The following is a 23,004-nucleotide window of genomic DNA, read 5'->3' as shown; positions in this document are numbered from 1 at the left end:
GCCGCGACGCGAAACCGGCGTCAGCGCCGGGACAGGTCGATGTTCGTCGAGGCCTCTCGGGGTCCCGTGGACTGGATGATGTTGAACGCGGTGACGAGGTCGGTGCGGGAGAGCAGACCGACCATCTCGCCGTTCGCGTCGACGACGAGCAGGCGACCGATGCCGTGCTGTTGAATCCTGTCGAGGGCGTCCATCGCGTCGCTGTACTGGGGGATGCTGTGGACCTCGTCGGTCATCACGTCGGCGACGCGGATGGCGTCGCGTTCGACGGGTTTCACGGAGCGCGCGTCGTCTAGCGTCACCATCCCGACGACGTCGCCGTTGCGCGTGACGGGGTAGCCGGTGTGGCGCTGTTCGAACATCCGGTCCATGAGGTCGGCGACCGAGGCGTCGGCGTCGACCGTGTGGACGTCCTCGGCGTGTGTCATCACGTCGGCGACGGTGACGCCCTCGAAGACCGCGTTCATGACGGTGCGCTGGGCTTCGCTGGACGCGCCGATGTAGATGAAGAAGGCGACGCCGATGAGGATGAGGTTGAACCCGAGCAGGCCGACGATGCCGAGGATGAGCGCGAACGCCTTCCCGACCTCCGCCGCGATCTGGGTGGCGCGGGCGAACGACCGGGTGCGAGCGAGGAGCGCGCGCAGGACGCGCCCGCCGTCCATCGGGAAGCCGGGGAGGAGGTTGAACGCGGCGAGCGCGAAGTTCATCAACGCGAGGTAGCCGAAGACGAACCGCGCGAGGTCCAGCGAACTCGGGAGGAACTGCATGGCGGCGTACGACCCGACGCCGAGTAAGATGCTCACAATCGGGCCGGCGATAGCGATGGAGAACTCCTGTTTCCACTCCTCGGGCTGTTCGGAGAGGCTGGCGATGCCGCCGAGAATCCAGAGCGTGATGGAGTCGATGGGGAAGCCGTACCGCATCGCGACCAGCGAGTGGCCGAGTTCGTGGAGGACGACGCCGACGAACAGCCCGATTGCGGCGATGGAGCCGAGATACCACTCGCGGTTCCCCTCGGTGAGCGTGGCGGCGTTCAGTCCGGCGTCGAACGGCGCGCCGTTCAGCGTGTTCACCCAGACGTCGACCTGCGTCCCGATGAGGTACGCGAACACCGGGAGAATCAACAGGAAGGTCACGTCCAGTTTGATGGGAATGCCGAACGCGCTCCCGACCTTGAAACTGCGCATGCTCCGGGATAGCGCGCGAACCCCGATAAAGGCGGGGGCGAGACCGGGTCCTCGCGGGGTTACGCGCTCTCGACGTTCGGGCCGGCGAAGTCGGGGAGCGCGGCCTCGATTTCGGCGCGTTCGCCCTCCAGCCACTCGGGGAGCGTCAGGCGCGACCCGAGTTCGTCGGCGTCCTCGTCGACGGTGAAGCCGGGGCCGTCGGTCGCGATTTCGAACAGCACGCCGCCGGGTTCGCGGCAGTACAGCGACTCGAAGTACTTGCGGTCGATTATCTCGCTGGGCGCGAGGCCGCGTTCGACGTACGCCTCCCGCCACGCTTTCTCCTGTTCGACGCTCTCGGCGACGAACGCGACGTGGTGGACGGTGCCGACGCCCATCCGGCCTCGCGGGGCGTCGGTCTCCACGAGGTCGAGGGCGGCGTGCGGCCCGCCGCCGTCGGCCTCGTAGCGCCGCCGGTCGTCGGATTCGGCGACCCGCTCGTAGCCGAGTACGTCCGTGAGGACGGCCTCGGTCGGGGCGTAGTCGGACACGGCGAGCGTGACGCTGTGGAACCCGCGGAGTTGGCGGTCGGCCGGCACCGGGCCGTCCGGCCACGGGACGGCGTCCGAGTCGGCGGCGCGGTCGCTCGCGACGAGTTCGAGGCCGATGCCGTCCGGGTCGGCAAAGCGGAGGACTGGCTCACCGAACCGCTCGGACTCGGTCACGTCGACGCCGCGTGATTCGAGGCGGTCGCGCCAGAAGTCAACGGCGTCGGGCGGAATCAGGTACGCGGTGTCCCGCGTCTGCCCGGCGCCGAACTCGCCGTCCCGCCCGCCGTCGGCCCACGGGAAGAACGTCACGTTCGTGCCCGGCGTCCCCTCGTTGTCCCCGAAGTAGAAGTGGTACGTCCCGGTGTCGTCGTGGTTCACGGTTCGCTTCACGAACCGCAGGCCCAGCGTCCCGACGTAGAAGTCGGCGTTCGCCTGCGGGTCGCCGGCGATGGCGGTGACGTGGTGGAGGCCGGGCGTCGTCGGTGGCATACCAGTCCGTAGGTACCCCACCACCCTATGTCTAGTCGGACGCCTCCGTCACCGGGTGACGGCCGGGTTACCGCCCGACGCGCGCGCCAGCGAATCGTTAACACGACCGGCGTCGAAGGAGCGGTATGACCTGCCCGCACCTGTCCTACCGGCGCGAGGCCGGCGACCAGTCCTTCGAGGAAGCGCGAGCGTACTGCGCCCTCGCCGACCAGTTCGTCCAGCCGATGCGGGCGGACGTCTGCAACGACCGGTACGACCTCCACCACGCCGAGCACTGCGAGATATTCCGCGAGCACGCCGAGGGAGAGTCGTGACGTACGCCGACTACCTCGCCGGCGAACCGGTCGTCGTGACGGCGGCGCTGACCGGCGGCGTCCACGGGAAGGAAGCGAACCCGAACCTCCCGGAGACCCCTGAAGAAATCGGGCGCGCGGCGGCCGCCGCCGAGGACGCGGGCGCCGCCGTCGTCCACGTCCACGCTCGGAAACCGAACGGCGAGCGGTCGTTCGCCACCGAGCGCTTCCAGGAGATAGACGACGCCATCCGCGAACACGCCGACAGCGTCGTCATCCAGCACTCGACGGGCGGCACCGGCGCGCCCGACGAGGCGCGCCACCGCCCGCTCCGCACCGACCCCGCGCCCGAGATGGCGAGCCTCGACATGGGGCCGCTGAACCGCTACGACCGCCTCACGAGCGAGAACACGCGCGCGCTCGTCGACTCGCTCTACGACGAGATGCGCGAGCGCGACATCAAGCCCGAACTGGAGGTGTTCAACGACGGCCACCTGAACGAAGTCCACCAGTTCCTCGACCGCCGCGACGTCGACGACCCGGTGTACGCGACGCTCGTCTTCGGGTCCGGGACGCTCACGCGCCCGACGCCAGAGAACTTCCTGAACGCCGTCTCGAATCTCCCCGAGGGCGCGGCGTTCAACACGCTCGGGTTCGGCCAGCACCAACTCCCGTTCGCGACGATGGGCGTGCTGTTCGGCGGGCACGTGCGCGTCGGCCTCGAAGACAACGTCTACTACGAGCGCGGCGAACTCGCCGAGAGCAACGCCCAACTGGTCGCACGCGTCGTCCGCGTCGCCGAGGAACTCGGCCGCCCGGTGGCGTCCCCTGACGAGGCCCGCGAGATACTGGGGTTGCGCGGGCGCGACGGCTAACCCTAAATCCCGGGCCGCCCAACGCTCGACCATGACCGAACACGTGGTGCGGGACGCCGAGAGCGCGACCTACGAGAGCGTGGACGCCGCCGACGGGATGCACAAGGGCGTCCTGCTGGACGAGTCGAGTGGCGCGCCGAACTTCGCGATGCGGCGGTTCGTCCTCGACCCCGGCGCGAGCGTCCCCGAGCACACCAACGAGGTCGAACACGAGCAGTACGTGCTCGCCGGCGAGTACACGGTCGGCATCGAGGGCGAGGAGTACACCGTCAGCGAGGGCGACAGCCTCCTGATTCCGGCAGGAGCCGTCCACTGGTACGAGAACGCCGGCGACGAGGAGGGGGCGTTCATCTGCGTCGTCCCCAACGGCGACGACGAGATTCGTCTCGTCGAATGAGTCGTCGCGAACGGCGTCCTCGCGAGGCGACGCCGAGCGAGCGCTCGACAGACGAGCACCGCGAGTCTGTCGGTGACGACGACATCCAGTTGGTGGAGTGAGTCGCGCAAGCGAACCGCTGAAATAGCGCGCTCTCCTACCCGGATTCGTGTCTGAGCAGGTACAGCGCGTGGACACCCTGTTCCTCCACGAGGCCGGCGACGACTACCTCGCCGTCGCCCAGCGTGGCGGGGACCGGCTGTTCCGCGCGAAACTCGAACTGATAGAGCGGGACGCCGGCCCCCGACCGGGGAAGTTCCGCATCAAGACCGGCGGCGGCGAGGAGCCGCGGAACCCCGACCAGTTCGTGGAGATAGCGCGGCGCGCCGACCGCATCCGCATCAGCCAGCAGACGACGCGAGCGGGCCGCGCGGAGCTGCGGGAGATGCTGGACGCCTACCAGCAGGACGCGAAGGTCGTGCGGACGTGCCGGTACTGCGCCGGCAAGGGCCGGTACTCGCCCATCACGGAGGACACCGCCATCGAGGCTGACGGCGAGCACATCTGCCGGGACTGCGCGGTGCGAGAACTGGAGCGCGAGCTATCCTTCAACGGGAACGTCTCCGGTGCGGCCCAAGAGCGACTGGAGGACCTCCTGTTCGAGGAACAGGACCTCGCGAAGATCACGGGCTTACTGGAGGGGAACCTCGATCCCGACCTCACGAAGTACGACGAGGTGTCCGCGACCACCGACGAAATCGAACCGGTGCCCGTCGACAGCCTCGACCTCCACCCCGACCTGCAGGGCTTACTGGAGGACCGCTTCGACGACCTCCTGCCCGTCCAGAGTCTCGCCGTGGAGAACGGCCTCGTGGACGGCGAGGACCAGCTCGTCGTCTCCGCGACGGCGACCGGGAAGACGCTCGTCGGCGAGATGGCGGGCCTGCACCGCCACCTCTCGGGCGACGGGAAGATGCTGTTCCTCGTCCCCCTCGTCGCGCTCGCGAACCAGAAACACGAGGACTTCGAGGACGAGTACGGCCACCTCGCGAACGTCACGATTCGCGTCGGCTCCTCCCGGATTCGGGACGACGGCCACGCCTTCGACCCCTCCGCGGACGTCATCGTCGGCACCTACGAGGGCATCGACCACGCGCTCCGCACGGGCAAGAACCTCGGCGACATCGGCACCGTCGTCATCGACGAGGTCCACACGCTCAAGGAAGACGAACGCGGCCACCGCCTCGACGGCCTGATTTCGCGTCTCAAGCACTACTGCGAGCAACGCGAGGAGCGCCGGAGCGACTACGGCGGCGCGCAGTGGATCTACCTCTCCGCGACGGTCGGCAACCCCGGCGAACTCGCCGACGGCATGCGCGCGAACCTCGTGGAGTTCGAGGAGCGCCCCGTCCCCATCGAGCGCCACGTCACGTTCGCCGACGGCAAGGAGAAGCCGGACATCGAGAACAAGCTCGTCAGGCGGGAGTTCGACCAGGAGTCCTCGAAAGGCTACCAGGGCCAGACCATCATCTTCACGAACTCCCGGCGGCGCTGCAACGAGATTTCCCGGAAACTCGACTACCCCTCGCGGCCCTACCACGCCGGCCTCGACTACGGCGAGCGCAAGTCCGTCGAGCGCAAATTCGGAAATCAGGACCTCGCGGCCGTCGTGACGACCGCCGCGCTCGCCGCCGGCGTCGACTTCCCCGCCTCGCAGGTCGTCTTCGACACGCTCGCGATGGGCATCGAGTGGCTCTCCGTCCAGGAGTTCGAGCAGATGCTCGGGCGCGCGGGCCGACCCGACTACCACGACCGCGGGAAGGTGTACATGCTCGTCGAACCGGACGCCTCCTACCACGGCTCGATGGAGGGCACCGAGGAGGAAATCGCGTTCAAACTCCTCAAAGGCGAGATGGAGGACGTCGTCACGCGCTACGACGAGACCGCCGCCATCGAGGAGACGCTCGCGAACGTCACCGTCGGCGGGAAGGCCGCCAAGCGCCTCAACGACCGCATGCTCGGCGACGTCCCCACCAAGCACGCGCTCGGCAAACTCATCGAGTACGAGTTCATCGACAGTTTCGACCCGACGCCGCTCGGGCGCGCCGTCACCACGCACTTCCTCGAACCCGGCGCCGCGTTCAAGATCCTCGACGGCGTCCGCAAGGGCACCGACCCCTACGACGTCGTCGCCGACCTCGAACTCCGCGGCGAAGACGACTAGACGAACAGGACGGCGGGCGCGAACGCCACCCCCGCGTACGCCAACAGAATCACCAACAGTGCGCCCGGGAACCCGCCGACGGCCACGATTAGCAACGCCAGCGGCGTCACCGCCACCTCCGCCCCGAAGAACTGCGCCACCAGAATCACCACCAGTCCCACGACGGCGTTCACCACGAACGGCTTCACCGCGCGAATCAACCGATACGCGCCGAACAGCGCCGCCAACACCGCCACCACGAGCGCGATTTCCAGTGTCGTCGCCATACGAGTGGGTCTGTCGTCCGCCGCGAAAACCGTTGTGGCAGGCCGAACGAAACCCTTACACGCGACGCCGCGGTACGTAGTTTTGCGGGACCGTAGGGTAGCTTGGTATCCTTCAGCGTTTGGGACGCTGTGACCCCGATTCAAATTCGGGCGGTCCCATACTATTTAAGCCAGAGGCGGCGTTCGCCGCCGTTTTTCGCCGCTTTCGAGTCGCCAGTCACCAGTTCGCCGAACCGCCGGTCGGCGCGAGGTCGGCCGCCGGTTCAACGCGTCTCGGCACGAACCGAGACGGGTGTAAACTACTTAAGTGTCCAGTGCAAGGAGTTTCCCGTCAACGAGGCCTAACAGACTGTGGAACAGCATTCACAGCGGTTCGACGCGCTCTTCGACGACCCCAATCTCCTCGTCGCGTTGCTCGACCCGGACGGGACGGTGCAACGGGTCAACGAGACGGCAGTCGCGTACGTCGACAAGTCTCACGACGAAATCGTCGGCATCCCGTTCTGGGAGGCACCGTGGTGGAGCGAGGACCACGAGGCCGACGTGAAGCAGTGGATTCGCGAGGCGACCGACGGGGACTACGTCGAGTACGAGGCCGAACACCCGGCCGGCGACGGGGAGACGGCCGTCGTCTCCGGCGTGTTCCGGCCGGTGACCGACGACAGCGGCGAGGTCACGACGGTGCTCGTCTCCGCGAAAGACATCACCGAGCGGCGCCAGCAGAAACGCGAACTCCAAGAGCAGAACAAGCGCTTCGACGAGTTCGCGAGTTTCATCTCACACGACCTCCAGAGCCCGATTTCCGCCGTCAACGGACGGCTCGAACTCGCGCTGGAGACCGGTGACGTGGAGCACGTGGAGCGCGCGAGCGAGGCGTTAGAACGAGTCGACGCCCTCCGCGAGGACTTGGTGACGACGCTCCGGTCGCGGGAAATCGTCACAAACCGCGAGTCAGTCGACGTCGCCGACGTCTTCGAGCGAGCGTGGCGGACCATCGACCCGCCCAGCACGACGACGTACACCGTAGTCGAGCCGGTGACCGTCGACGCGGACCGGGACGCCCTCCAGCGACTCCTAGAGAACCTCGTCGGGAACTCCGTGGAACACGGCTCCGAGCACGCCACGGTTCGCATCGGCGCACTCGGCGACGGGTTCTACTACGCGGACGACGGTCCGGGCATCGACCCGGACGCCCGCGGCCAAGTGTTCATCCCGGGGTTCTCCACGAAGCGCGGCGAGAAGGGCATCGGCATGGGGATGGCGAGCGTCCGCCAAATCGTCACCGCTCACGACTGGCGCATCGAAATCGACGACAGCGACGCACTCGGCGGCGTCCGCTTCGAACTCCACACCGAGTAGCGACACCTCGTTCTCGCGCGGCCCGCACCGGCTCTGTGCCCGCGACCGTACTCGTCATCGACGCCGCAGACCGACACCGACGAGGAGCGCGAGGAGCGCGCCGAGAACCCCGAACCCGGGCGTCTGCGTGTCGGTGGTGCGCGAAGTCGTCGGCGTCGATTCGGTGGGTTCGTCGGTCGTCTCCGTGGTCGTCGGCGTGGTCGTCTCGCGCTCGACGGCGTGTCGCCGGTAGCGCTCGTCGGCGTCCGTGAGCGTGCCGGAGTGGTCGGCGTCGTGGTAGAGGCGGACGGCACTCGCGTCGGCGCCCGCGGTCACGGAGAGCGTCACCGTCGAGTCGTTCGTGGCTTCGGGCGAGACGGAACGCGTGTCGAGGACGGTGCCGTTCGCGGCCGTCGTCGCGACGACGGTGGGGTGAGTAGCGTCAGACAGGTGGACCCAGAGTTCGTCCTCGTCCGGTTCGACGTGGAGCGTGGCAGTGGGGGCGGCGACGACGGCGGTGAGTCGGCTCTCGTCGAGGCGCGTGCCGCCGCGCTCGAAGGCCACCGAGAGCGTCGCACCGTCCGGGACGTCCGAGAGGTCGAGGGGTGCGACCACGACGTTCGCCGAGCCGTTGCGAGCGCGCACCGTGGCGTCGACGGTACGATTCGCGGCGCCGGAGACGCGGACAGTGACTTCAGTTCCCGCCGCGAGCGTCGTTCGCGCAACGAGACCGGCGTTCGCGGTCGGCGTCAGGGCGGTGCGGTCGCCGGCGGTCGCGGGCGTCGAGACCGTCGCGGCCACGAGTTCGAAGTCCGCGGCGACGGTGTCGGCGGGCCAGTCACCGTCAGCGCCCGACCCCTGCAACGAGAGGCGGGCGGCGAACCCCATGCCGTCCCGAGAGCCGACGTGGATGGTGCCGCCGTGAGTTCCGCCCCACTCCCCGCGGAGGTCGCGGGTGTCCACGACGAGGTAGTAGGTGTCGTTGGCGTGGTCGGGGAGGACGCGCGTCTCGGTGTTGTTCAACACGGGCGGCGTGAGCGGTTGCCGACTCGGGGGAGTACTCTCGGGCGTCTGGACGAGCGCGAAGTCGCCGCCGGTCTCGCGGAGCGCCGTCCGGAAGCGGGTTCGCGCGTCGCCGTCGGCGCCGGTCATCGCGCCCTCGATGCCGTCGGCGCGGAGCGCGACGACGAGCGTCTCGTTGGTGGCGACGGCGAGGGAGTCGCTGTCGTAGTCGTCGAGTCGGCGCCGGGAGTCCACCTGCGAGGCGGTGGCTCGCGACTCGCGGACGGCGGCGAGCGTCCGCAGGTCGGCGTCGGCGCCGAGCGGGGCGCGCCACAGCGTCACGTCGCGCGCGGTCGGCGCGTCGAGTTCGAAGGTGACCGTGTCGGCCACGTCGCCGCTCCCGTCGCGGACGGTGACGGTGTAGTTCCCGGGTTCGAACGCGCCGTCGCCGGTCGCGTTCATCGGTACGTCGTCGAGGGAGTCCGAGGTGACGCCGAAGGCGGCCGAGTCGTTCGCGTCGGTGTCGAGTTCGAGCGTCACGGTCCCCGACTTCTCGCCGTCGCCGAGCGTCACGTTCCCGGTGTAGCCGGGGCCGTCGACGGCGACCGACCCCTCGAAGCAGAGCAGCATCTCCAGTTCGACCGCGTCCCCGACGGCTTCGTCGCGCTCGACCGAGTCGACGCCGGGGAAACAGCCGTTCACCGCGCCGTTCGTTCGCGTCGGCGAGGCGGCTGCCGTCGCCGCTGTCGCTGCGCTAGCACAGACACAGAGTGCGACGAGGAGCGTCAGCGCTCTGCGACCGGGACGTGTGGAGGGCATCGACTACGTGTCACACTGTTCGCAGGTAAACGCTTTGTGGGGCGCCACGCGGCGCATCTCGGTCGGAGAGCGCGTCGCTACGCGTCTTCGAGCGAGAACTGCGCGGCGTACGCGACGATTGGTTCGTTGCCGGCGGGGTGGCCGCCAGCGTCGCCGTACGACCCCCAGACGTGGAACGCGTACATCCCCGGCGTGAGGCCACGGATGGTGGCCGTCGAGTCCCCCGACACGGCGTCGAGTGGCAGGTCCTCGGACGACCCCTGCGAGGGGAACGAGAGCGCCCACGTGTACGTGGTGCCGGGCGCGAGCGACGACGACTCGCCCATCGAGGAGCGCGTGGGGACGGCGAGACGCCACTCGCCGTCGACGCGCTTCTGCATCGTCCACGCGTGCGGGTCGATGTTGTAGTGTTCGTCGCGGCGGTTCGCGAACTCGAAGGTGACGGCGTCGCCCCCGAATGCCGTCGTTCGCGGCGTCGGCGCGAGTGCGCTCTCGTCGGTCGGCGCGTCGTCGCTCGCGGCGTCACAGACGACGCGCACGTCGCCGTCGTAGTCGGCGCGTTCGAAGCGCGGCACCGACTGCGGGCACGCTGGCGCGTCGTCGCCAGCGGACCCGGGACTGGACAGACAGCCGGCCGCGGCGGTAGAGAGGGCGACTCCGCTGGCGGCGAGGAATCGGCGGCGGTTCACGTCGTTTTCGTGACACGCGTTCCGCTTGGGCGTTGTGAATCGCGGCGACGACTATCACGAGCGATAGGCGGAGGGGTACGCATTTAACGCGGCCGCCGATACTGCCGGGTGATGCCACCGCTCCACGAGGACGAACGCGCCACGTCGCCCGTCGTGGGCGCCGTGTTGCTCCTCGTCGTCACTGTTCTCGTCGGGGCCGCGGTAGGCGCGGGCGTGTTCCTGAACAAGGACACGGTGAACGCGGACGTGGAAATCGCCGTGACGGGCGAAGAAGCGACCGTGCTGTGGACGGAGGAGGGGTCGGCCACCCACCTCGTGGTGTCCACCGGGAACTCGCTCAGCAACGCGACCATCGATTCGGTGAACGGCACCGTCAGGGTACCCGGCGACGTGGGGCAGGCGTCGGCGAACACGAAGATAATCGTGCGCGCCGTGAACAACGAGACGCGACGCATCATCGAGGAGCGGACCGTCGACCTCTCAGACCGGTAGTCAGGCGTCCGTCGCGACGGCCTCGTAGACGCCGGCGATGTCGGTCGCTTCGACGGTGGCGGTGAACTCCGCGCCCTCGGCGTAGTCGCGGTCCGTGACGACGGTCACGGCTTCGATGGGGCGCCGGCGGAGGAACGCGACGAGTCGCTCGACCCACGACGGCGACCCGCCCTTCCGGCAGACGACGACGTACCGGTCGTCGGCGAGGTCGCGGAGTTCGGGCTGGAGGTCGACGTCGTCGAGTTCGTCGGGCGGGACGACGTGGACGACTTCGGCGCGCAGCGTCTCGGTCACACCGGGAGGACGCGAGCGACGGGGATGAGTCTTGCCCGACGCGGCCGGGTGTCGTCCGGCCACGAGGACGACGAGCGTCCGGACCGCAACTCCGGTTCGGAGTGGTCGGCGCTCACCAGTCGGGCGCGTTCTCGACGACCTGCGGGGAGTCCCGGTAGAGGTGGCCGAGACACGACGACACGAACGTCGCGAGGTCGGACGCCGCCTCGGGGTCGAGACTCACGAGCGTCCCGACGCCCTCGCCCTGCGGGAAGTGAATGACGACGGCGCCGTCGTACAGGCGGACGGTGGCGTGGTGGTTCCCGACGTTCAGGAGGTGCGTACGCTCGACCTCGTCGAGTTCGGCGTGCCGGAACTGGTCGACGAACCGCTCCACGTCGGCCGTTTCGCTGGGCCCCCATCCGGCGTCCTCGCGTTCGTAGAGGAACCGGTAGTCGTCCTCGTGGTACCGCACTACGCCGCGGAGTCGGTCGGCGGCCGCGTCGCGAACGAACTCCACCAGGGCTTCGTCGTCGGTCATCCGATTCGAGGACGCGGCGTGCCGATATAAACGTACAGGCGCGTTCGACGACCAAGCGAACGTCTACTTCCACGTTTGCGAACCTTCATAGGCGAGCGCGCGTTACCCTATCTGGACAGAATGGCGCAGGCCGCAAATCAGGAGCTCGTCGACCGATTCGAGGAGTTCTACCGCCGGTACTACAGCGACGACGTCGCGGAACTCGCGCGCCAGTACCCGCGGGAGTCGAAGTCCCTCGACCTCGACTGGCGGGACCTCTACCAGATGGACCCGGACCTCGCCGACGACTTCATCAACCACCCCGACCAGCTCACCGAGGCCGCCGAGGAGGCGCTCCGCCTCTACGACCTCCCGGTGGACGTGAGCCTCGGGCAAGCCCACGTTCGCGTCCACGGCTTGGAGGAGTCGACCGAGATTCGGGACATCCGCGCGGAACACCTGAACACGCTCATCGGCGTGCAGGGGATGGTGCGGAAGGCGACGGACGTGATGCCGAAGATTCAGTCCGCGGTGTTCGTCTGCCAGCGCTGCGGCGCGGAGACCGAAGTCCCGCAGGGCGACGCGGGCTTCCAGGAGCCCTACCAGTGCGAGTCCTGCGAGCGACAGGGGCCGTTCAAACTCGACCCCGAGCGCTCGGAGTTCGTGGACTCCCAGAAACTCCGGATTCAGGAGTCCCCTGAGGGGCTCGCGGGCGGCGAGACGCCCCAGAGCATCGACATCCACATCGAGGACGACATCACGGGCGAAGTGAGCCCCGGCGACCACATCACCGCGACGGGCGTGCTCCGCCTCGACCAGAGCGAGGAGAGCACCGAGTCCCCCGTCTTCGACCTCTACATGGAGGGCTCCTCCATCGTCGTGGAGGACGAGGAGTTCGAGGAGATGGACATCACCGAGGAGGACAAGCAGAAAATCGTCGAAATCTCCGAGCGCGAGGACATCTACGAGCAGATGGTGGACTCCATGGCGCCCGCCATCTACGGCCACCGGCAGGCCAAGCTCGCGATGATGCTCCAGTTGTTCTCCGGCGTCACCAAACACCTCCCGGACGAGTCCCGCATCCGCGGCGACCTCCACATGCTCTTGATAGGTGATCCGGGTACGGGGAAGTGCGTCGACGGGGACACCCGTGTCACACTCGCGGACGGCACGGAGCGACCGATTCGAGACATCGTTGAGGAGAACCTTGACGACCCGAATCCCGTCGACGACGGCGTCTACGACGAGGTCGACATAGCGCTCCCGTCGATGGGCGAGGACGGCACGCTCACCGAGCGACGAGCGACAAAAGTGTGGAAACGCGAGGCGCCCGAGACGATGTACCGGATTCGCACGTCGAGCGGACGCGAACTCGAAGTGACGCCGAGCCATCCATTGTTCGTTCAACGCGACGGAGGCGTCACCGCCCGGCGTGCAGAGACACTCGACAGCGGCGAGTTCGTCGCGACACCGCGGACCCTCGACACTCGCGGTGACGACACCCTGAACGTCGAATACCGCCAATCCGAGTCGTGGAACGCAGTCTCGCTTGACCTCCCCGACGAGTGGACCACGTCGCTCGCGCGTCTCGTCGGGTACATCATCGCCGAAGGGCACGCCGTCCTCCGTGAGAACAACACCGGAGACGTTCGAGTAACGAACCAGGACGAGGAGATACTCAACGACGTCGCCGACGCGTTGGACGAACTCGGGCTCAACTACACCGTCGACGGTCCGCGAACCGGGACGTCCGCGAAGCGCGTTCGGTGTAACTCGGGCGAGTTCGCGAGTTTCCTCGCGAATCTCGAACCAGCGATTCTCGAACGGTCGGCGGAGCAACGCGTCCCTGACGCGATTCGCCGCGCGACGGTGGAGACGAAGCGAGCGTTCCTCCGGGCGTACGTCGACAGCGAGGGCCACGTCTCGGCGACACAGCGCGAGATTACGGTCGCCTCGATGAGTCGCGAACTCCTCGACGGCGTCCGTACGCTGTTGCTCGCGTTCGACATCACTGCGAGCATCGAATCCCGAGAAAACGGGAGTTACCGACTCCGAATCGGGGGTGACGACTTCGAACGGTACGTCGAACAGGTCGGGTTCGTTACCGAGCGAAAATCGACGGCGTCCCACGCGTTCGACGGCCAATCGTCGAACACGAACGTCGATGTCGTTCCCGGAATCGGGGCGGAACTTCATCGCGTCCGCGAGACGCTCGAACTCTCGCAGTCCGACTGCGGCGTCCCGAGGACTACGTACCAGCACTACGAGCGCGGCGACCGGAACCCGAGTCGAGACAGTCTCCGACAGGTCGTCGACGCATTCGAGAACCGCGTCGCGTGGCTCCGCGACGCGAAACAGAGCGTCGAGTCGGGAGATTGGAGCGACGTCACGTCGATTCGGAACGAATTGAACGTCTCGCAGTCAGCACTCGCGAGCGAGATGGGTGTCGAACAAACCGCGGTGAGTTACTACGAGCGAAACGACGTCGTTCCGGACGGCGGGAAGGTGATGGCGGCACAGAGTGGCCTCAAAGCGCACATCGACGAGGCACTCACCGCCGAGTTGGCCGTCGAACGCCTCCGCGAACTCGTCGGGAACGACGTTTCGTGGGACCGCATCGAGTCCATCGAGGCCGTGGAGCCCGCCGAAGAGTGGGTTTACGACCTCGAAGTCGAGGACACGCACACCTATCTCTCGAACGGTGTCGTCTCGCACAACTCCCAACTCATATCGTACGTCCAACATATAGCGCCGCGCTCCGTCTACACCTCCGGGAAGGGGTCGTCCTCGGCCGGTTTGACGGCGGCGGCTGTCAGAGACGACTTCGGCGACGGCCAGCAGTGGACGCTCGAAGCGGGCGCGCTCGTGCTCGCGGACCAGGGCGTCGCGGCGGTGGACGAACTGGACAAGATGGCGGCCGACGACCGGTCGGCGATGCACGAGGCCCTCGAACAGCAGAAGATTTCGGTGTCGAAGGCCGGCATCAACGCCACCCTCAAAGCGCGGTGTTCGCTGCTCGGGGCGGCGAACCCGAAGTACGGCCGGTTCGACCAGTACGAGCCCATCGGCGAGCAGATCGACCTGGAGCCGGCGCTCATCTCGCGGTTCGACCTCATCTTCACGGTGACCGACGAGCCGGACCCCGAGGAGGACGCCCAGCTCGCCCAGCACATCCTCCAGACGAACTACGCGGGCGAACTGAACACGCAAAACGAGCGGCTGGCGAACGCGAACCACGGCGAGGACGAAATCGCCGAGCAGACCGAGGACGTGGCGCCGGCCATCGAGGCGCCGCTGTTGCGGAAGTACATCGCGTACGCTCGCCGGAACTGCTTCCCGACGATGACGCCGGAGGCCAAGCAGGCCATCGAGGACTTCTACGTCGACCTCCGGTCGAAGGGGCAGGGCGAGGACTCGGCGATTCCGGTGACGGCGCGGCAACTGGAGGCCATCGTTCGGCTGGCGGAGGCGTCGGCGCGTCTGCGCCTCTCGGACACCGTCGAGGAGGAAGACGCGGAGCGCGTCATCACCATCGTGCGGTCGTGCCTGCAGGACATCGGCGTCGACCCGGAGACGGGCGAGTACGACGCCGACATGATAGAGACGGGGACGACGAAGACCCAGCGCGACCGAATCAAGAACGTCAAAGCCCTCATCAAGGACATCGAGGACGACTTCGACGAGGGCGCGCCCATCGAGGAGGTGCTCGACAGGGCCGAGGAGGTCGGAATGGACGCCCAGAAGGCCGAACACGAGATCGAGAAACTCAAGGAGAAGGGCGAACTCTACCAGCCGAACAAGGACCACCTCCGGAGCATCTGATGGACCGAATTTCCGCGCTCCGGAACGTCGAGGACGCGCTCGCGGACTTCGAGGACGGCGACGCCAGCCTCGGGGACGTGGAGGACCGCGTGCTCGGCGTGCTCCGGACGTACGCGACGGAGTTCGAGGGCGACGACGTGACGGCGTACCGCGCGACCGGCGACCCGGAAGTGGAAGGCGTCGTGGTCGTCGCGTCGTCGGCAGACGAAGCCGAGGAGCGCGTGGCGGCGCGCATCGACGGTGCCGTCCCGGAGTTCCGCGTCGAGCGCGCCGGTTGATTCCGTAGTTCGAAAGTAATTTTTAGCGCTACGATAACGCTCGATTAGTGCTGTTGGTCGTGACGTACTCGCGGGCGGCGAGACAGAGCCTGCGGAACGTCTGTCGAACCCACGAGGACTGCGTCGTGCGTCGGTTCGGGCGCGCCGCGTTGCTCGCCGAGACGGAGTTCGGGGCGTTCCACGCGCTCCGCCTGCGGGAGAAACACGCGGACGACGTGCAAGTCGAGCGCACGGCGCCGCTCAACGAGTTCGCGGACGTGCCCGACGGCGTGCGCGAGGCGGCGAGCGCGTACGAGAACCGGGACGCCGCGAGCACGCCGTACGCGAAGTTCGCAGCGGGCACCGACCATCCGGCGCCCGACGACCTGCGCGACGCCGAGTTATGAGAGTCGCGTTCGGGGCCGTCGACGCGACCGGCCAGTCCTTCGACCTGCGGAACACGGGGGTCGACGCCGGAACAGTTCTGGAAGCCGTCCGCGACCCGAGCGACGACCGCGTGGTGGGCGCGCCGCCCCGGGCCGTCCACGAGCGCGTCGGCTTCCTCCACCGCGGCGTCTCGGTTCGCGTCCCGGCGGCCGTCGCGGACGCCGCGCGGAGCAGGGGCGCGCGCACCGAGTACGACCGCGGTTTGGGGCGCGTGGAAGCAGAACTTGCGGCCCTCGACGCGCCGAGCGTGGACCTCGAAGCGGCGCGAGAGCGCGTCGCGGACGCGGCGGCGGACGTGGACGCGCTCCGCGAGCAGGTGGCGCGGGCGAGCGGGCGAGTCGAGGCGGCGCGGGACGCGGGACGCGACGCGTCCGGGGCCGAGGAGGCGCTTCGGGCGGTGAACCGCGAACTCGCGGACGCCGAGACCGACCACCACGCCGCTCTGGAGGCGCTGGCCGCGGCGCGCGACCGCGCCCGGAGCGCACGCGACACTCGGGAGCGCCGCCTCGCGCTCGAAGACCGCCGGGAGAATCTGCGGCGGGACGCGCGCCGCGCGCTCGTCGACGAGTACGGCGAGTCGTTCCGCCGTGCGTTGCGCGCGCTCCCCGTTCCCGGTTCTCCCGCCGCACCACGCGAGTTCGACGGGCCGGACGTGGCGGCGGCCTGTGCCGTCGCGCGACTCGCGCGACCCGGCGCGCCACTCGTCGTCGCCGGCGACGTGTTCGGCGACGCGTCCAGGGCGCGGGCCGCACTCGACGCGCCCGTGTTGCTGGTGGAGGTTTAAATCCGAGCGCGCGGCCACCTGGGGCCATGCGACTGGAGACGGAGGTCTACCGACGGGACGGCGTGACACTCGTCGCAGTGCTCGTCCACAACGACGACGACCACCCGGTCCGGGTGCGCGTCGCGAACCGGTGTGCTGGCGCGGTGTGGCCCCCGAGGGAGGGCGACCTGCCCGCGCCGGGGTGGGACGACGGCGGCTGGGAAGGGGTCGTCGAACCGGGCGGCCGCCGCGCGCTCGGGTACGCGACGCCCGGCGCGCCGGGGTCGCCTCCTGCCGAGGTTGCGTGGACGGAGCGCGCCGCCGACGGCGTGCCGACGACCGCCGAAGCCGTCGCCGACCTCGGCGACCCGCGTCCGCCCCGCGACGCGGTGACGCCGCCCGCCGAAGCGGTCCCCGAGGAGACGCGAGCGTGGCTGTCGGGCGTCTCCGAGCGCGCGACGGACGGCGACGCGACGGACGCCGACCGGGAGAGCGTGGCGGCGCTCGCGGCGCGCGCGACTCGGCTCCGGGAGGCGGTCGACGAGTGATTCTCGCGGTCTGCGGCGGGAAGGGCGGCGTCGGAAAGACGACGGTGTCGCTGAGCCTCGCGGGCGAACTCGGCGCCGTGCTCGTGGACGCCGACCTCGGAATGGCGGACGTGCCGGCGGGCCGCGGCCCGGACCTCCACGACGTGCTCGCTGGTCGCGCGAGCGCAGTCGAAGCCGTCCGCGAGACCGGTGCGGTGCGAATCCTCCCGTGCGGGCGGACGCTCGCCGGCGCCCGCGAGGGCGACCCGCGACGCCTCGTCGGTGCGCTCCGCGAGGCCGCCGACGCCTACGGCGACGTCGTCGTCGACTGTCCGGCGGGCCTGAGCGCTGACGTGGGCCTCCCCCTGCTGGCGGCGGACGCTGCGGTGGTTGTGACGACGCCGGACCGCGCGGCGCTCGCCGACGCGCTGCGGGCGCGGTCGCTCGCGGTCGAACTGGACGCGGGGCTGGCGGCGGTGGTGTTCAATCGCGCGAGCGACGCCGCGGACGCCGTGGCGGACGCGCTCGGCGCGCCGGTGGTCTCGGTGCCCGAGTCCGAGGCGCTGGCGGCGACGCTGGAGACCGGGCGGCCGGTTCGGGAAGCGGCGCCGGAGACGGCGGCGGCAGAACAGGTCGCTCGGCTCGCGGGTCGCGTTCAGTCCTGCAAGTCGTAGTACGTCGAGCGCAGCGTCACCGGCGTCACGTCGGCGACGGCGGCCGCATCGGCCTGCGTGACAGGCACGTCGGCGGCGTCGGCGGCGGTGTAGAGGCAGGCGGCGGCGACGCCGCTGGGGTTCTTCCCGGAGACGAGGTTGCGGTCCTCGGCGGTCTCGACGAGTTCGCGGGCGCGCCGTTCCACGTCGGTCGGGAGGTCGAGTTCGTCGGCGTACCGCGGGAGGTAGTCGCGGGGGTCGATGGGGCCGGTCGGCAGGCCGAGGTCGCGGTTCATCGCGTCGTAGGCGGCCGAGAGTTCGGCTTCGTCGCCGCGCGCGACGGCTTCGACTTCGGCGAGCGTGCGGGAGAGACCGTTCGTCCGGCAGACGGCGTAGACGGCGGCGGCGGCGAACCCCTCGATGGTGCGCCCGCGGAGCAGGTCCTCGCTCTGCGCGGAGTCGAACAGCGCGCAGGCCTGGTCGCGCACGCTCCGCGGGAGGCCGAGCGCGCCGACGAGGCGCCGAATCTCGGTGAAGCCGTACACCTGATTCCGTTCCGCCTTCGAGGAGATGTTCGCGCGCTTGTGCTGGCGGCGGAGGCGCGCGAACTTCCGTCGCTTGCGTCCCTTCAGCCGGGTGGAGCGACCGATTTCCGTGGAGAGGCCGCGGTCGTGTCGGGAGCGAGTGAGCGGCGAACCCATGCGGTTATGCGGGTTATGTTGCCGCTTCATGCAGATTAAACATCAAACGGAGCCTAATTATTACCAAGACTCACCCGTTACCGACGGGTACGGAATTGCTCCGTTGAGTACCCCAACCGATAGCCGTGACCATGACACCAGATGGCAAACACCCACGCCGCGAGAAACCAGACCGCGAATCGGCGCGCCTCACGGGCTTTGCAGAGTCAAACCATGTCGGACCTAAAGCCCATAGCGCCAGCAGAAGCGAAAGCCCAGTACCTTGAAGCAATCCGTACCGAGAAGGCCGAGAGTACGGTTCAAACCCGCGAGTACCAACTACGCCACTTCGTGCGGTGGTGCGGAGAGGAGGACATCGAGAACATGAACACCCTCGATGGCCGCGACTTGATGAACTATCGCAAGTGGCGGCGCGAGGACGGGGACTTGAATAACGTCACGCTCCGCTCGCAGATGTCCAACATCCGCCACTTCATCGACTTTTGCGGGCGGATTGATGCAGTCCCCTCGAACCTTCACGAGAAGGTCCTACTCCCGTCCCTCGATAAGTACGAGAATCGGCGGGATGAATCCCTCTCCGCCGAACGCGCCCGTTCCATCCTCGATTTCCTCGAACGGTTCGAGTACGCTTCACGCGACCACGTGGCGTTCCTCGTACTCTGGAAAACGGGGATGCGGACGGGCGGCCTCCGCGCCCTCGATGTTGAGGACTACTATCCACGGAAAGGAGCGTTAGAGTTGGTTCATCGGCCCGATACGGGGACCCCGCTCAAGAATAAGGAGGCGGGGGAGCGCATGATTGCCTTGGGTGATGCGGAGTGCGAGGTGATAGATGACTACCTCGAACGCAAGCGGGAGAACGCGACCGATGAGCATGGCCGCGACCCCCTCATCACGACCAAGAACGGACGGATGGGGAAGGTCACGATTCGGCGGACTGCATACCGCCTCACGCGGCCCTGCATCTACGCAGGGGAGTGCCCCCACGATAAGGACCCGATGGACTGCGAGGCGCGGACGGACTACGATAAGGCCTCTCAGTGCCCCGATGCGGTGAGCGCACACCCTATCCGTCGTGGGTCAATCACGCATCACCTGGATAACGACGTTCCGAAGGTCGCGGTGAGCGACCGCATGGACGTGTCCCCCGACGTGATTGATGCGCACTACGATGCCGCCTCAAAGGAGGGTAAAATGAACCGCCGTCGGGAGTACGTGGAGGACATCTAACCGCAGAAATCTCTCTCCTCACCGTTCAATTCCTCCGAAGGCTTATCGGATGCGGGACATTTTCGCAATACATGGGGCCGATTGAGAGAGCCATAGGCGTGGCGGGCGCTATTGGGGTCATCATAGCGGGCCTCATGCTTCTAACCTGCATCCCTCATCTTGGAGAGCCTGGATTCAATATGAAAGCGTGCGTCCTCCCCGTTATTCCGCAGATAGCCGTCCCCAACTTTCCCTTGATAATTCTACTCGCCCTGGTTTTCGGCGGGTTACTGGTTTGGTCGTGGGTTGATGACCAAGGATTCTGAGCCGCTATTTCACTCTAAACCAGTCCTCCAAGTGTCTCCGAGTGAAATAGCCGTCTCCAAGGTCTACTTCGAGCGTTGGGCTATTCACGATGAACTCGTTGACCCTGATGTCGCGTGCGAGTCGGTAATGAAGTTGGTCCTCATCGTCCAATAATGCGAGGTTGATGAGCACCGCTATACCCACCACTCCTATCGCGGGAAGGGAGCCGTCCCCGAGAATAGCAGAGAAAATCCACTCGATGTGAGGGTATAGAATAATCGCCCCAACGACGAGAGACGAATATAGGATATGTGATACTTGATAGTAGTCCCTACTGAGACTTTCCTGTTCCATGTAGTGGAGGAAACCCCAAGCCCCGAGGAGCAAACCAAGGTCAGCATATAGCCCAAGCCATAGCCCCGACTCTCCGACGGTCAGGAAATGAACGTTGAGGGCCAGCACGTTCGTGAAGCACGTCACACGGCTAACGTAGTGTTTCTCCACTACATACCCGATGAGGAGCAAGGAGAGTTCAGGAATGAGGGCCGCGAGCGACGTTGGGAGTAGGTCAATTAGCATACTGGGAACATTCACTATCCAAACACTACTAGATTACCCCCTGGATAGATTCGACTCACGTGGCGGGCGCGAATCCACCCCTACCCCACCCGCGTATGGGACCCGTCTGCTCACTAATCTTGACGGGGGGAGTAGGGTGGGGTGCGACCGAGTTCCGATGCAACTCGTTCGGTTACGCGGAGGATGTTGCCGCATCTGAGGCGTGTGCATTACCTTGAAGAATATCACCCACCTCGAATCGGCCCGTTCGTAGGTAGGTGAGTGAGCCGAACGCCACGCCGCTAATCGGGATTTTGGCCTTTTCGACCCCGCTAATCGAGATTCTGGCCCTTCATCGAGTATGCTATGCAACCACGTGATTTCGTTGGTCCTCTGCGGGGTTGATGTCGATGCCGAACACGTCTCGCAGTTGGTCGATGCCCTTCTTGGGGAGCGACACCACGCCCTCCCGTGCCGACGGGACGAAAAACGTCTCGCCGTCGCCCTCCGCGAGTCGCCCCGTCTGAATCCCGTAATCGTGAAAGAGCCGACGGAGGTGGTCCCCACTAACGCCCGTGTCCCTCGTATCGAGGTGGAGTGACGGGAGAATAGCGGAGCCGTGATAGCCGCCGTGGAACTCGATAAACCACGTCATGACGTTGGGGGTTAACTCCGTAACATCCTCCCCGCCCTCGTAGGCATCGAGGCGCGGATGCGGCATCGTGCGGAGCGCGTATAGGTCCGCACACTGCTCCGCCGTCACGTCCATGTCGGGGTACTTAGCCGCCAGGTGCTCCGCCTGCTCTGCCGCCGTCGCCTCAAGGCGGAGACTCGTAACCAGGTCCCCGAGACGGGCCGCCGCCGCTTTCAGAAACTCCACGTCGGTCGAGTAATGCGTAATCGAGTGGTGCGCGCCCTCCGTCTCGACCGTGGCCCCATCGAGGAGGAGAAACCGCACGGTATCGAGTTGGTCATCACTCAGGTCGGGGCGGTGGTCCTCGTTGAAAGCGTAGTGTTGCGCGATTCTCTCGTATTCCTCACCGCAGGTCGGGCATTTCGTCGTCATAGTTTGGTCAATAAGTGGGCTAAATCGCCGTTCTAACTGGGTATGAGAGTCGTTGCGGGCCGTTTTCGCCAGACGTTTGACCCCATCCGTCGTGCAACGAGTTTCGCCCGTCCCACCACGGACTGGGGAGTTGAATCTTGAGCGCGCCGATTTCGCTTATTCTCACGTGTAACGTCACGTCGATGACCACGGATAAGCGACTCAAGCCCGCATCAACGGTCCTCAGTCCCTCACACCGCCACGGCCCTATCTCCCCGCCGTCCCCAGGTATATGATATTACGTCAATTACCACACTTAAGCGAGTAAGGGGCGGCCCTCCCCGCCCGCCGTGCCGTCGCATCGAGGAACACGCGGGCGGCGGGCAAGTTTGATTGAACCTGGGGAAACCTGGCCGATTCTCTTTAAAAGGGACACTCTGACTACGCATTACGTGAAGGGAAAGCGTTGAACGCGAGTGGCATTAGGACCACTCCCCGAGACGCCCGAAATCGCCCGTCTCTCACTTTTATTACGCAGTAAGTGAGGAGACGCGGTGAACGCGCGTGGCACTTATAAGGCGTGTTCGACGTGACCCCAACTGAGAGGAGATTACTGCAAGTTATGACTCGTAAGAAGCGTGTCCGCCTTAGCGCAGATGAACTGGCGACGGCAAAGGCAACCCGTGATGCGGTTTTCGGGGATGAATCGGTAGCACTCGGCCACGTCATCGACGTGGCGTGCCGCAACCTCGTTGCGGAGGAGGTTGGCGAATCGCACGATGACGGCGGGGTGAATTTCTGATGAGTGAGATTCAGGCGGTCCCCATCGAGAACCCCGAGGAGGGCGACACGGTGGAACTCCCCAAGACGGTCGGGCGCGTTGACGCCTGGCACGACTATCGGGGGTCCGCGGGCGGTACTCGATTCGAGATGACCGTGGTCGGGAGTGGCGAACTCGCGGAGTACGTCCTACTGAGCACGGGCATCGGGGAAAGTGAAATCGAGGACGGCGCGCAGGTCCTTGCGACGGATGTGGAGCACGCGGCGGTTTGGTACGCCGTCCCACTCTCCGCATACGGAGGTGGAGCATGAAACGGAGTTTCTGGCCCGCGCAGAAAACGCACGTCACGATTCCGAAGGAAATCGAGGGCGTTGAAATCGTTGCACGGCGGTGGGGTGAGGACGGTGAGCCGCAAGAGGCTCGAATCGAGGTGCGCGGCTCCCGCCCCACCTCCGCCGTCGTGTACGAGGGGGAGCACGCCCCTGAGGACGCGCAGAAACTCCTCACGGACGATGAACGCGGCGTAACGTACCACGTCGTTTGGGACGGAGGTAACTGA

At 66.9% G+C, this 23,004-nt stretch carries 27 protein-coding genes and 1 tRNA gene; 18 read left to right on the top strand and 10 right to left on the bottom strand.

Translation table 11 applies throughout. From position 1 onward, the window contains the following. Positions 1-20: 20 nt before the first annotated feature. A complete protein-coding gene (locus LT972_RS00555; protein ID WP_232571244.1) occupies positions 21-1,190 on the bottom strand; it encodes a site-2 protease family protein in 1,170 nt (389 codons plus the stop codon). Between the two features lie 59 nt (positions 1,191-1,249). After that, positions 1,250-2,209 carry a ring-cleaving dioxygenase gene (locus LT972_RS00550; protein ID WP_232571243.1) on the bottom strand — a complete coding sequence of 320 codons (960 nt, stop codon included), beginning with the start codon at positions 2,207-2,209 and terminating at the stop codon, positions 1,250-1,252. A gap of 125 nt (positions 2,210-2,334) precedes the next feature. On the opposite strand from LT972_RS00550, the gene LT972_RS00545 reads away from it, so the two are divergent. The 4 genes from LT972_RS00545 to LT972_RS00530 all read left to right on the top strand — a co-directional run bounded on the left by LT972_RS00545 (position 2,335) and on the right by LT972_RS00530 (position 5,977). Then, the gene (locus LT972_RS00545; RefSeq protein ID WP_232571242.1) at positions 2,335-2,523 is read left to right on the top strand and encodes a hypothetical protein; all 189 of its coding nucleotides are present in this window, start codon (positions 2,335-2,337) and stop codon (positions 2,521-2,523) included. Beyond that, on the top strand, positions 2,520-3,377 hold the full coding sequence (locus tag LT972_RS00540; RefSeq protein WP_232571241.1) for a BKACE family enzyme: 858 nt from the start codon (positions 2,520-2,522) through the stop codon (positions 3,375-3,377). Before LT972_RS00545 ends, LT972_RS00540 begins: the two co-directional genes overlap by 4 nt. Positions 3,378-3,408: 31 nt before the next feature. After that, positions 3,409-3,774 carry a cupin domain-containing protein gene (locus tag LT972_RS00535; protein ID WP_232571240.1) on the top strand — a complete coding sequence of 122 codons (366 nt, stop codon included), beginning with the start codon at positions 3,409-3,411 and terminating at the stop codon, positions 3,772-3,774. 148 nt (positions 3,775-3,922) lie between these two features. Next, complete coding sequence (locus LT972_RS00530) at positions 3,923-5,977, top strand: DEAD/DEAH box helicase (protein ID WP_232571239.1); 2,055 nt, start codon at positions 3,923-3,925, stop codon at positions 5,975-5,977. Here LT972_RS00530 and LT972_RS00525 read toward each other — a convergent pair. Then, entirely contained in the window at positions 5,974-6,243 is a 270-nt protein-coding gene (locus LT972_RS00525; protein ID WP_232571238.1) for a pro-sigmaK processing inhibitor BofA family protein, read from the bottom strand. The two genes, LT972_RS00530 and LT972_RS00525, sit on opposite strands and share 4 nt — an antisense overlap. Positions 6,244-6,329: 86 nt before the next feature. Here LT972_RS00525 and LT972_RS00520 point away from each other — a divergent pair. Together LT972_RS00520 and LT972_RS00515 are read left to right on the top strand one after the other, a co-directional pair. After that, a tRNA-Pro gene (locus tag LT972_RS00520) sits at positions 6,330-6,402 on the top strand. A gap of 192 nt (positions 6,403-6,594) precedes the next feature. Continuing rightward, positions 6,595-7,602 carry an ATP-binding protein gene (locus tag LT972_RS00515; RefSeq protein WP_232571237.1) on the top strand — a complete coding sequence of 336 codons (1,008 nt, stop codon included), beginning with the start codon at positions 6,595-6,597 and terminating at the stop codon, positions 7,600-7,602. 54 nt (positions 7,603-7,656) lie between these two features. Here the strand turns inward: LT972_RS00515 and LT972_RS00510 are convergent, their stop codons facing one another. Together LT972_RS00510 and LT972_RS00505 are read right to left on the bottom strand one after the other, a co-directional pair. Continuing rightward, on the bottom strand, positions 7,657-9,402 hold the full coding sequence (locus LT972_RS00510) for a PGF-CTERM sorting domain-containing protein (protein ID WP_232571236.1): 1,746 nt from the start codon (positions 9,400-9,402) through the stop codon (positions 7,657-7,659). Positions 9,403-9,479: 77 nt separating this feature from the next. Continuing rightward, positions 9,480-10,091 carry a cupredoxin domain-containing protein gene (locus tag LT972_RS00505; protein ID WP_232571235.1) on the bottom strand — a complete coding sequence of 204 codons (612 nt, stop codon included), beginning with the start codon at positions 10,089-10,091 and terminating at the stop codon, positions 9,480-9,482. 111 nt (positions 10,092-10,202) lie between these two features. Between LT972_RS00505 and LT972_RS00500 the strand changes: the two genes are divergently transcribed. Further along, the gene (locus LT972_RS00500; RefSeq protein ID WP_232571234.1) at positions 10,203-10,583 is read left to right on the top strand and encodes an archaellin/type IV pilin N-terminal domain-containing protein; all 381 of its coding nucleotides are present in this window, start codon (positions 10,203-10,205) and stop codon (positions 10,581-10,583) included. On the opposite strand, the gene LT972_RS00495 is transcribed toward LT972_RS00500, so the two are convergent. Then, positions 10,584-10,877: a DUF7526 family protein gene (locus LT972_RS00495; protein WP_232571233.1), complete on the bottom strand. Its 294-nt coding sequence runs from the start codon at positions 10,875-10,877 to the stop codon at positions 10,584-10,586. 112 nt (positions 10,878-10,989) lie between these two features. After that, the gene (locus LT972_RS00490) at positions 10,990-11,397 is read right to left on the bottom strand and encodes a DUF7522 family protein (protein WP_232571232.1); all 408 of its coding nucleotides are present in this window, start codon (positions 11,395-11,397) and stop codon (positions 10,990-10,992) included. A gap of 120 nt (positions 11,398-11,517) precedes the next feature. Here LT972_RS00490 and LT972_RS00485 point away from each other — a divergent pair, with 120 nt between their 5' ends. From LT972_RS00485 to LT972_RS00460, 6 genes are read left to right on the top strand one after another with little or no spacing between them, the layout of a single operon-like run. After that, complete coding sequence (locus tag LT972_RS00485) at positions 11,518-15,198, top strand: LAGLIDADG family homing endonuclease (RefSeq protein ID WP_232571231.1); 3,681 nt, start codon at positions 11,518-11,520, stop codon at positions 15,196-15,198. Continuing rightward, entirely contained in the window at positions 15,198-15,476 is a 279-nt protein-coding gene (locus LT972_RS00480) for a DUF7854 family protein (protein ID WP_232571230.1), read from the top strand. The genes LT972_RS00485 and LT972_RS00480 overlap by 1 nt, the downstream gene beginning before the upstream one ends. 47 nt (positions 15,477-15,523) lie before the next feature. Next, positions 15,524-15,862, top strand: coding sequence for a DUF7855 family protein (locus tag LT972_RS00475; RefSeq protein ID WP_232571229.1), 339 nt, complete (start codon positions 15,524-15,526; stop codon positions 15,860-15,862). Beyond that, complete coding sequence (locus LT972_RS00470; RefSeq protein ID WP_232571228.1) at positions 15,859-16,686, top strand: DUF7856 family protein; 828 nt, start codon at positions 15,859-15,861, stop codon at positions 16,684-16,686. Before LT972_RS00475 ends, LT972_RS00470 begins: the two co-directional genes overlap by 4 nt. Positions 16,687-16,712: 26 nt before the next feature. Then, a complete protein-coding gene (locus LT972_RS00465; RefSeq protein WP_232571227.1) occupies positions 16,713-17,213 on the top strand; it encodes a DUF7857 domain-containing protein in 501 nt (166 codons plus the stop codon). Beyond that, on the top strand, positions 17,210-17,866 hold the full coding sequence (locus LT972_RS00460; protein ID WP_232571226.1) for a MinD/ParA family ATP-binding protein: 657 nt from the start codon (positions 17,210-17,212) through the stop codon (positions 17,864-17,866). The genes LT972_RS00465 and LT972_RS00460 overlap by 4 nt, the downstream gene beginning before the upstream one ends. Here LT972_RS00460 and LT972_RS00455 read toward each other — a convergent pair. Next, a complete protein-coding gene (locus tag LT972_RS00455) occupies positions 17,848-18,576 on the bottom strand; it encodes a transcription initiation factor IIB (RefSeq protein ID WP_390226288.1) in 729 nt (242 codons plus the stop codon). The two genes, LT972_RS00460 and LT972_RS00455, sit on opposite strands and share 19 nt — an antisense overlap. Before the next feature lie 183 nt (positions 18,577-18,759). On the opposite strand from LT972_RS00455, the gene LT972_RS00450 reads away from it, so the two are divergent. Together LT972_RS00450 and LT972_RS00445 are read left to right on the top strand one after the other, a co-directional pair. Continuing rightward, positions 18,760-19,776, top strand: a complete 1,017-nt coding sequence (locus tag LT972_RS00450) for a tyrosine-type recombinase/integrase (RefSeq protein WP_232571224.1) — start codon at positions 18,760-18,762, stop codon at positions 19,774-19,776. 71 nt (positions 19,777-19,847) lie between these two features. Beyond that, a complete protein-coding gene (locus tag LT972_RS00445; RefSeq protein ID WP_232571223.1) occupies positions 19,848-20,081 on the top strand; it encodes a hypothetical protein in 234 nt (77 codons plus the stop codon). 4 nt (positions 20,082-20,085) lie between these two features. On the opposite strand, the gene LT972_RS00440 is transcribed toward LT972_RS00445, so the two are convergent. Both LT972_RS00440 and LT972_RS00435 read right to left on the bottom strand, forming a co-directional pair. Continuing rightward, positions 20,086-20,640: a hypothetical protein gene (locus tag LT972_RS00440; RefSeq protein ID WP_232571222.1), complete on the bottom strand. Its 555-nt coding sequence runs from the start codon at positions 20,638-20,640 to the stop codon at positions 20,086-20,088. A 343-nt stretch (positions 20,641-20,983) separates the two neighbouring features. Then, positions 20,984-21,685: a hypothetical protein gene (locus LT972_RS00435; protein ID WP_232571221.1), complete on the bottom strand. Its 702-nt coding sequence runs from the start codon at positions 21,683-21,685 to the stop codon at positions 20,984-20,986. 559 nt (positions 21,686-22,244) lie between these two features. On the opposite strand from LT972_RS00435, the gene LT972_RS00430 reads away from it, so the two are divergent. The 3 genes from LT972_RS00430 to LT972_RS00420 are packed head-to-tail and all read left to right on the top strand — an operon-like array spanning position 22,245 to position 23,004. Next, positions 22,245-22,466, top strand: coding sequence for a helix-turn-helix domain-containing protein (locus LT972_RS00430; protein WP_232571220.1), 222 nt, complete (start codon positions 22,245-22,247; stop codon positions 22,464-22,466). Next, the gene (locus LT972_RS00425; RefSeq protein ID WP_232571219.1) at positions 22,466-22,756 is read left to right on the top strand and encodes a hypothetical protein; all 291 of its coding nucleotides are present in this window, start codon (positions 22,466-22,468) and stop codon (positions 22,754-22,756) included. Before LT972_RS00430 ends, LT972_RS00425 begins: the two co-directional genes overlap by 1 nt. Continuing rightward, positions 22,753-23,004, top strand: coding sequence for a hypothetical protein (locus LT972_RS00420; RefSeq protein ID WP_232571218.1), 252 nt, complete (start codon positions 22,753-22,755; stop codon positions 23,002-23,004). Before LT972_RS00425 ends, LT972_RS00420 begins: the two co-directional genes overlap by 4 nt.

The sequence above is a fragment of the Halobacterium litoreum genome (assembly GCF_021233415.1).
Classification (GTDB): domain Archaea; phylum Halobacteriota; class Halobacteria; order Halobacteriales; family Halobacteriaceae; genus Halobacterium; species Halobacterium litoreum.
The sequence above is the reverse complement of the archived record's forward strand: the minus strand, read 5'-3'. Positions and strand labels throughout refer to the sequence as shown.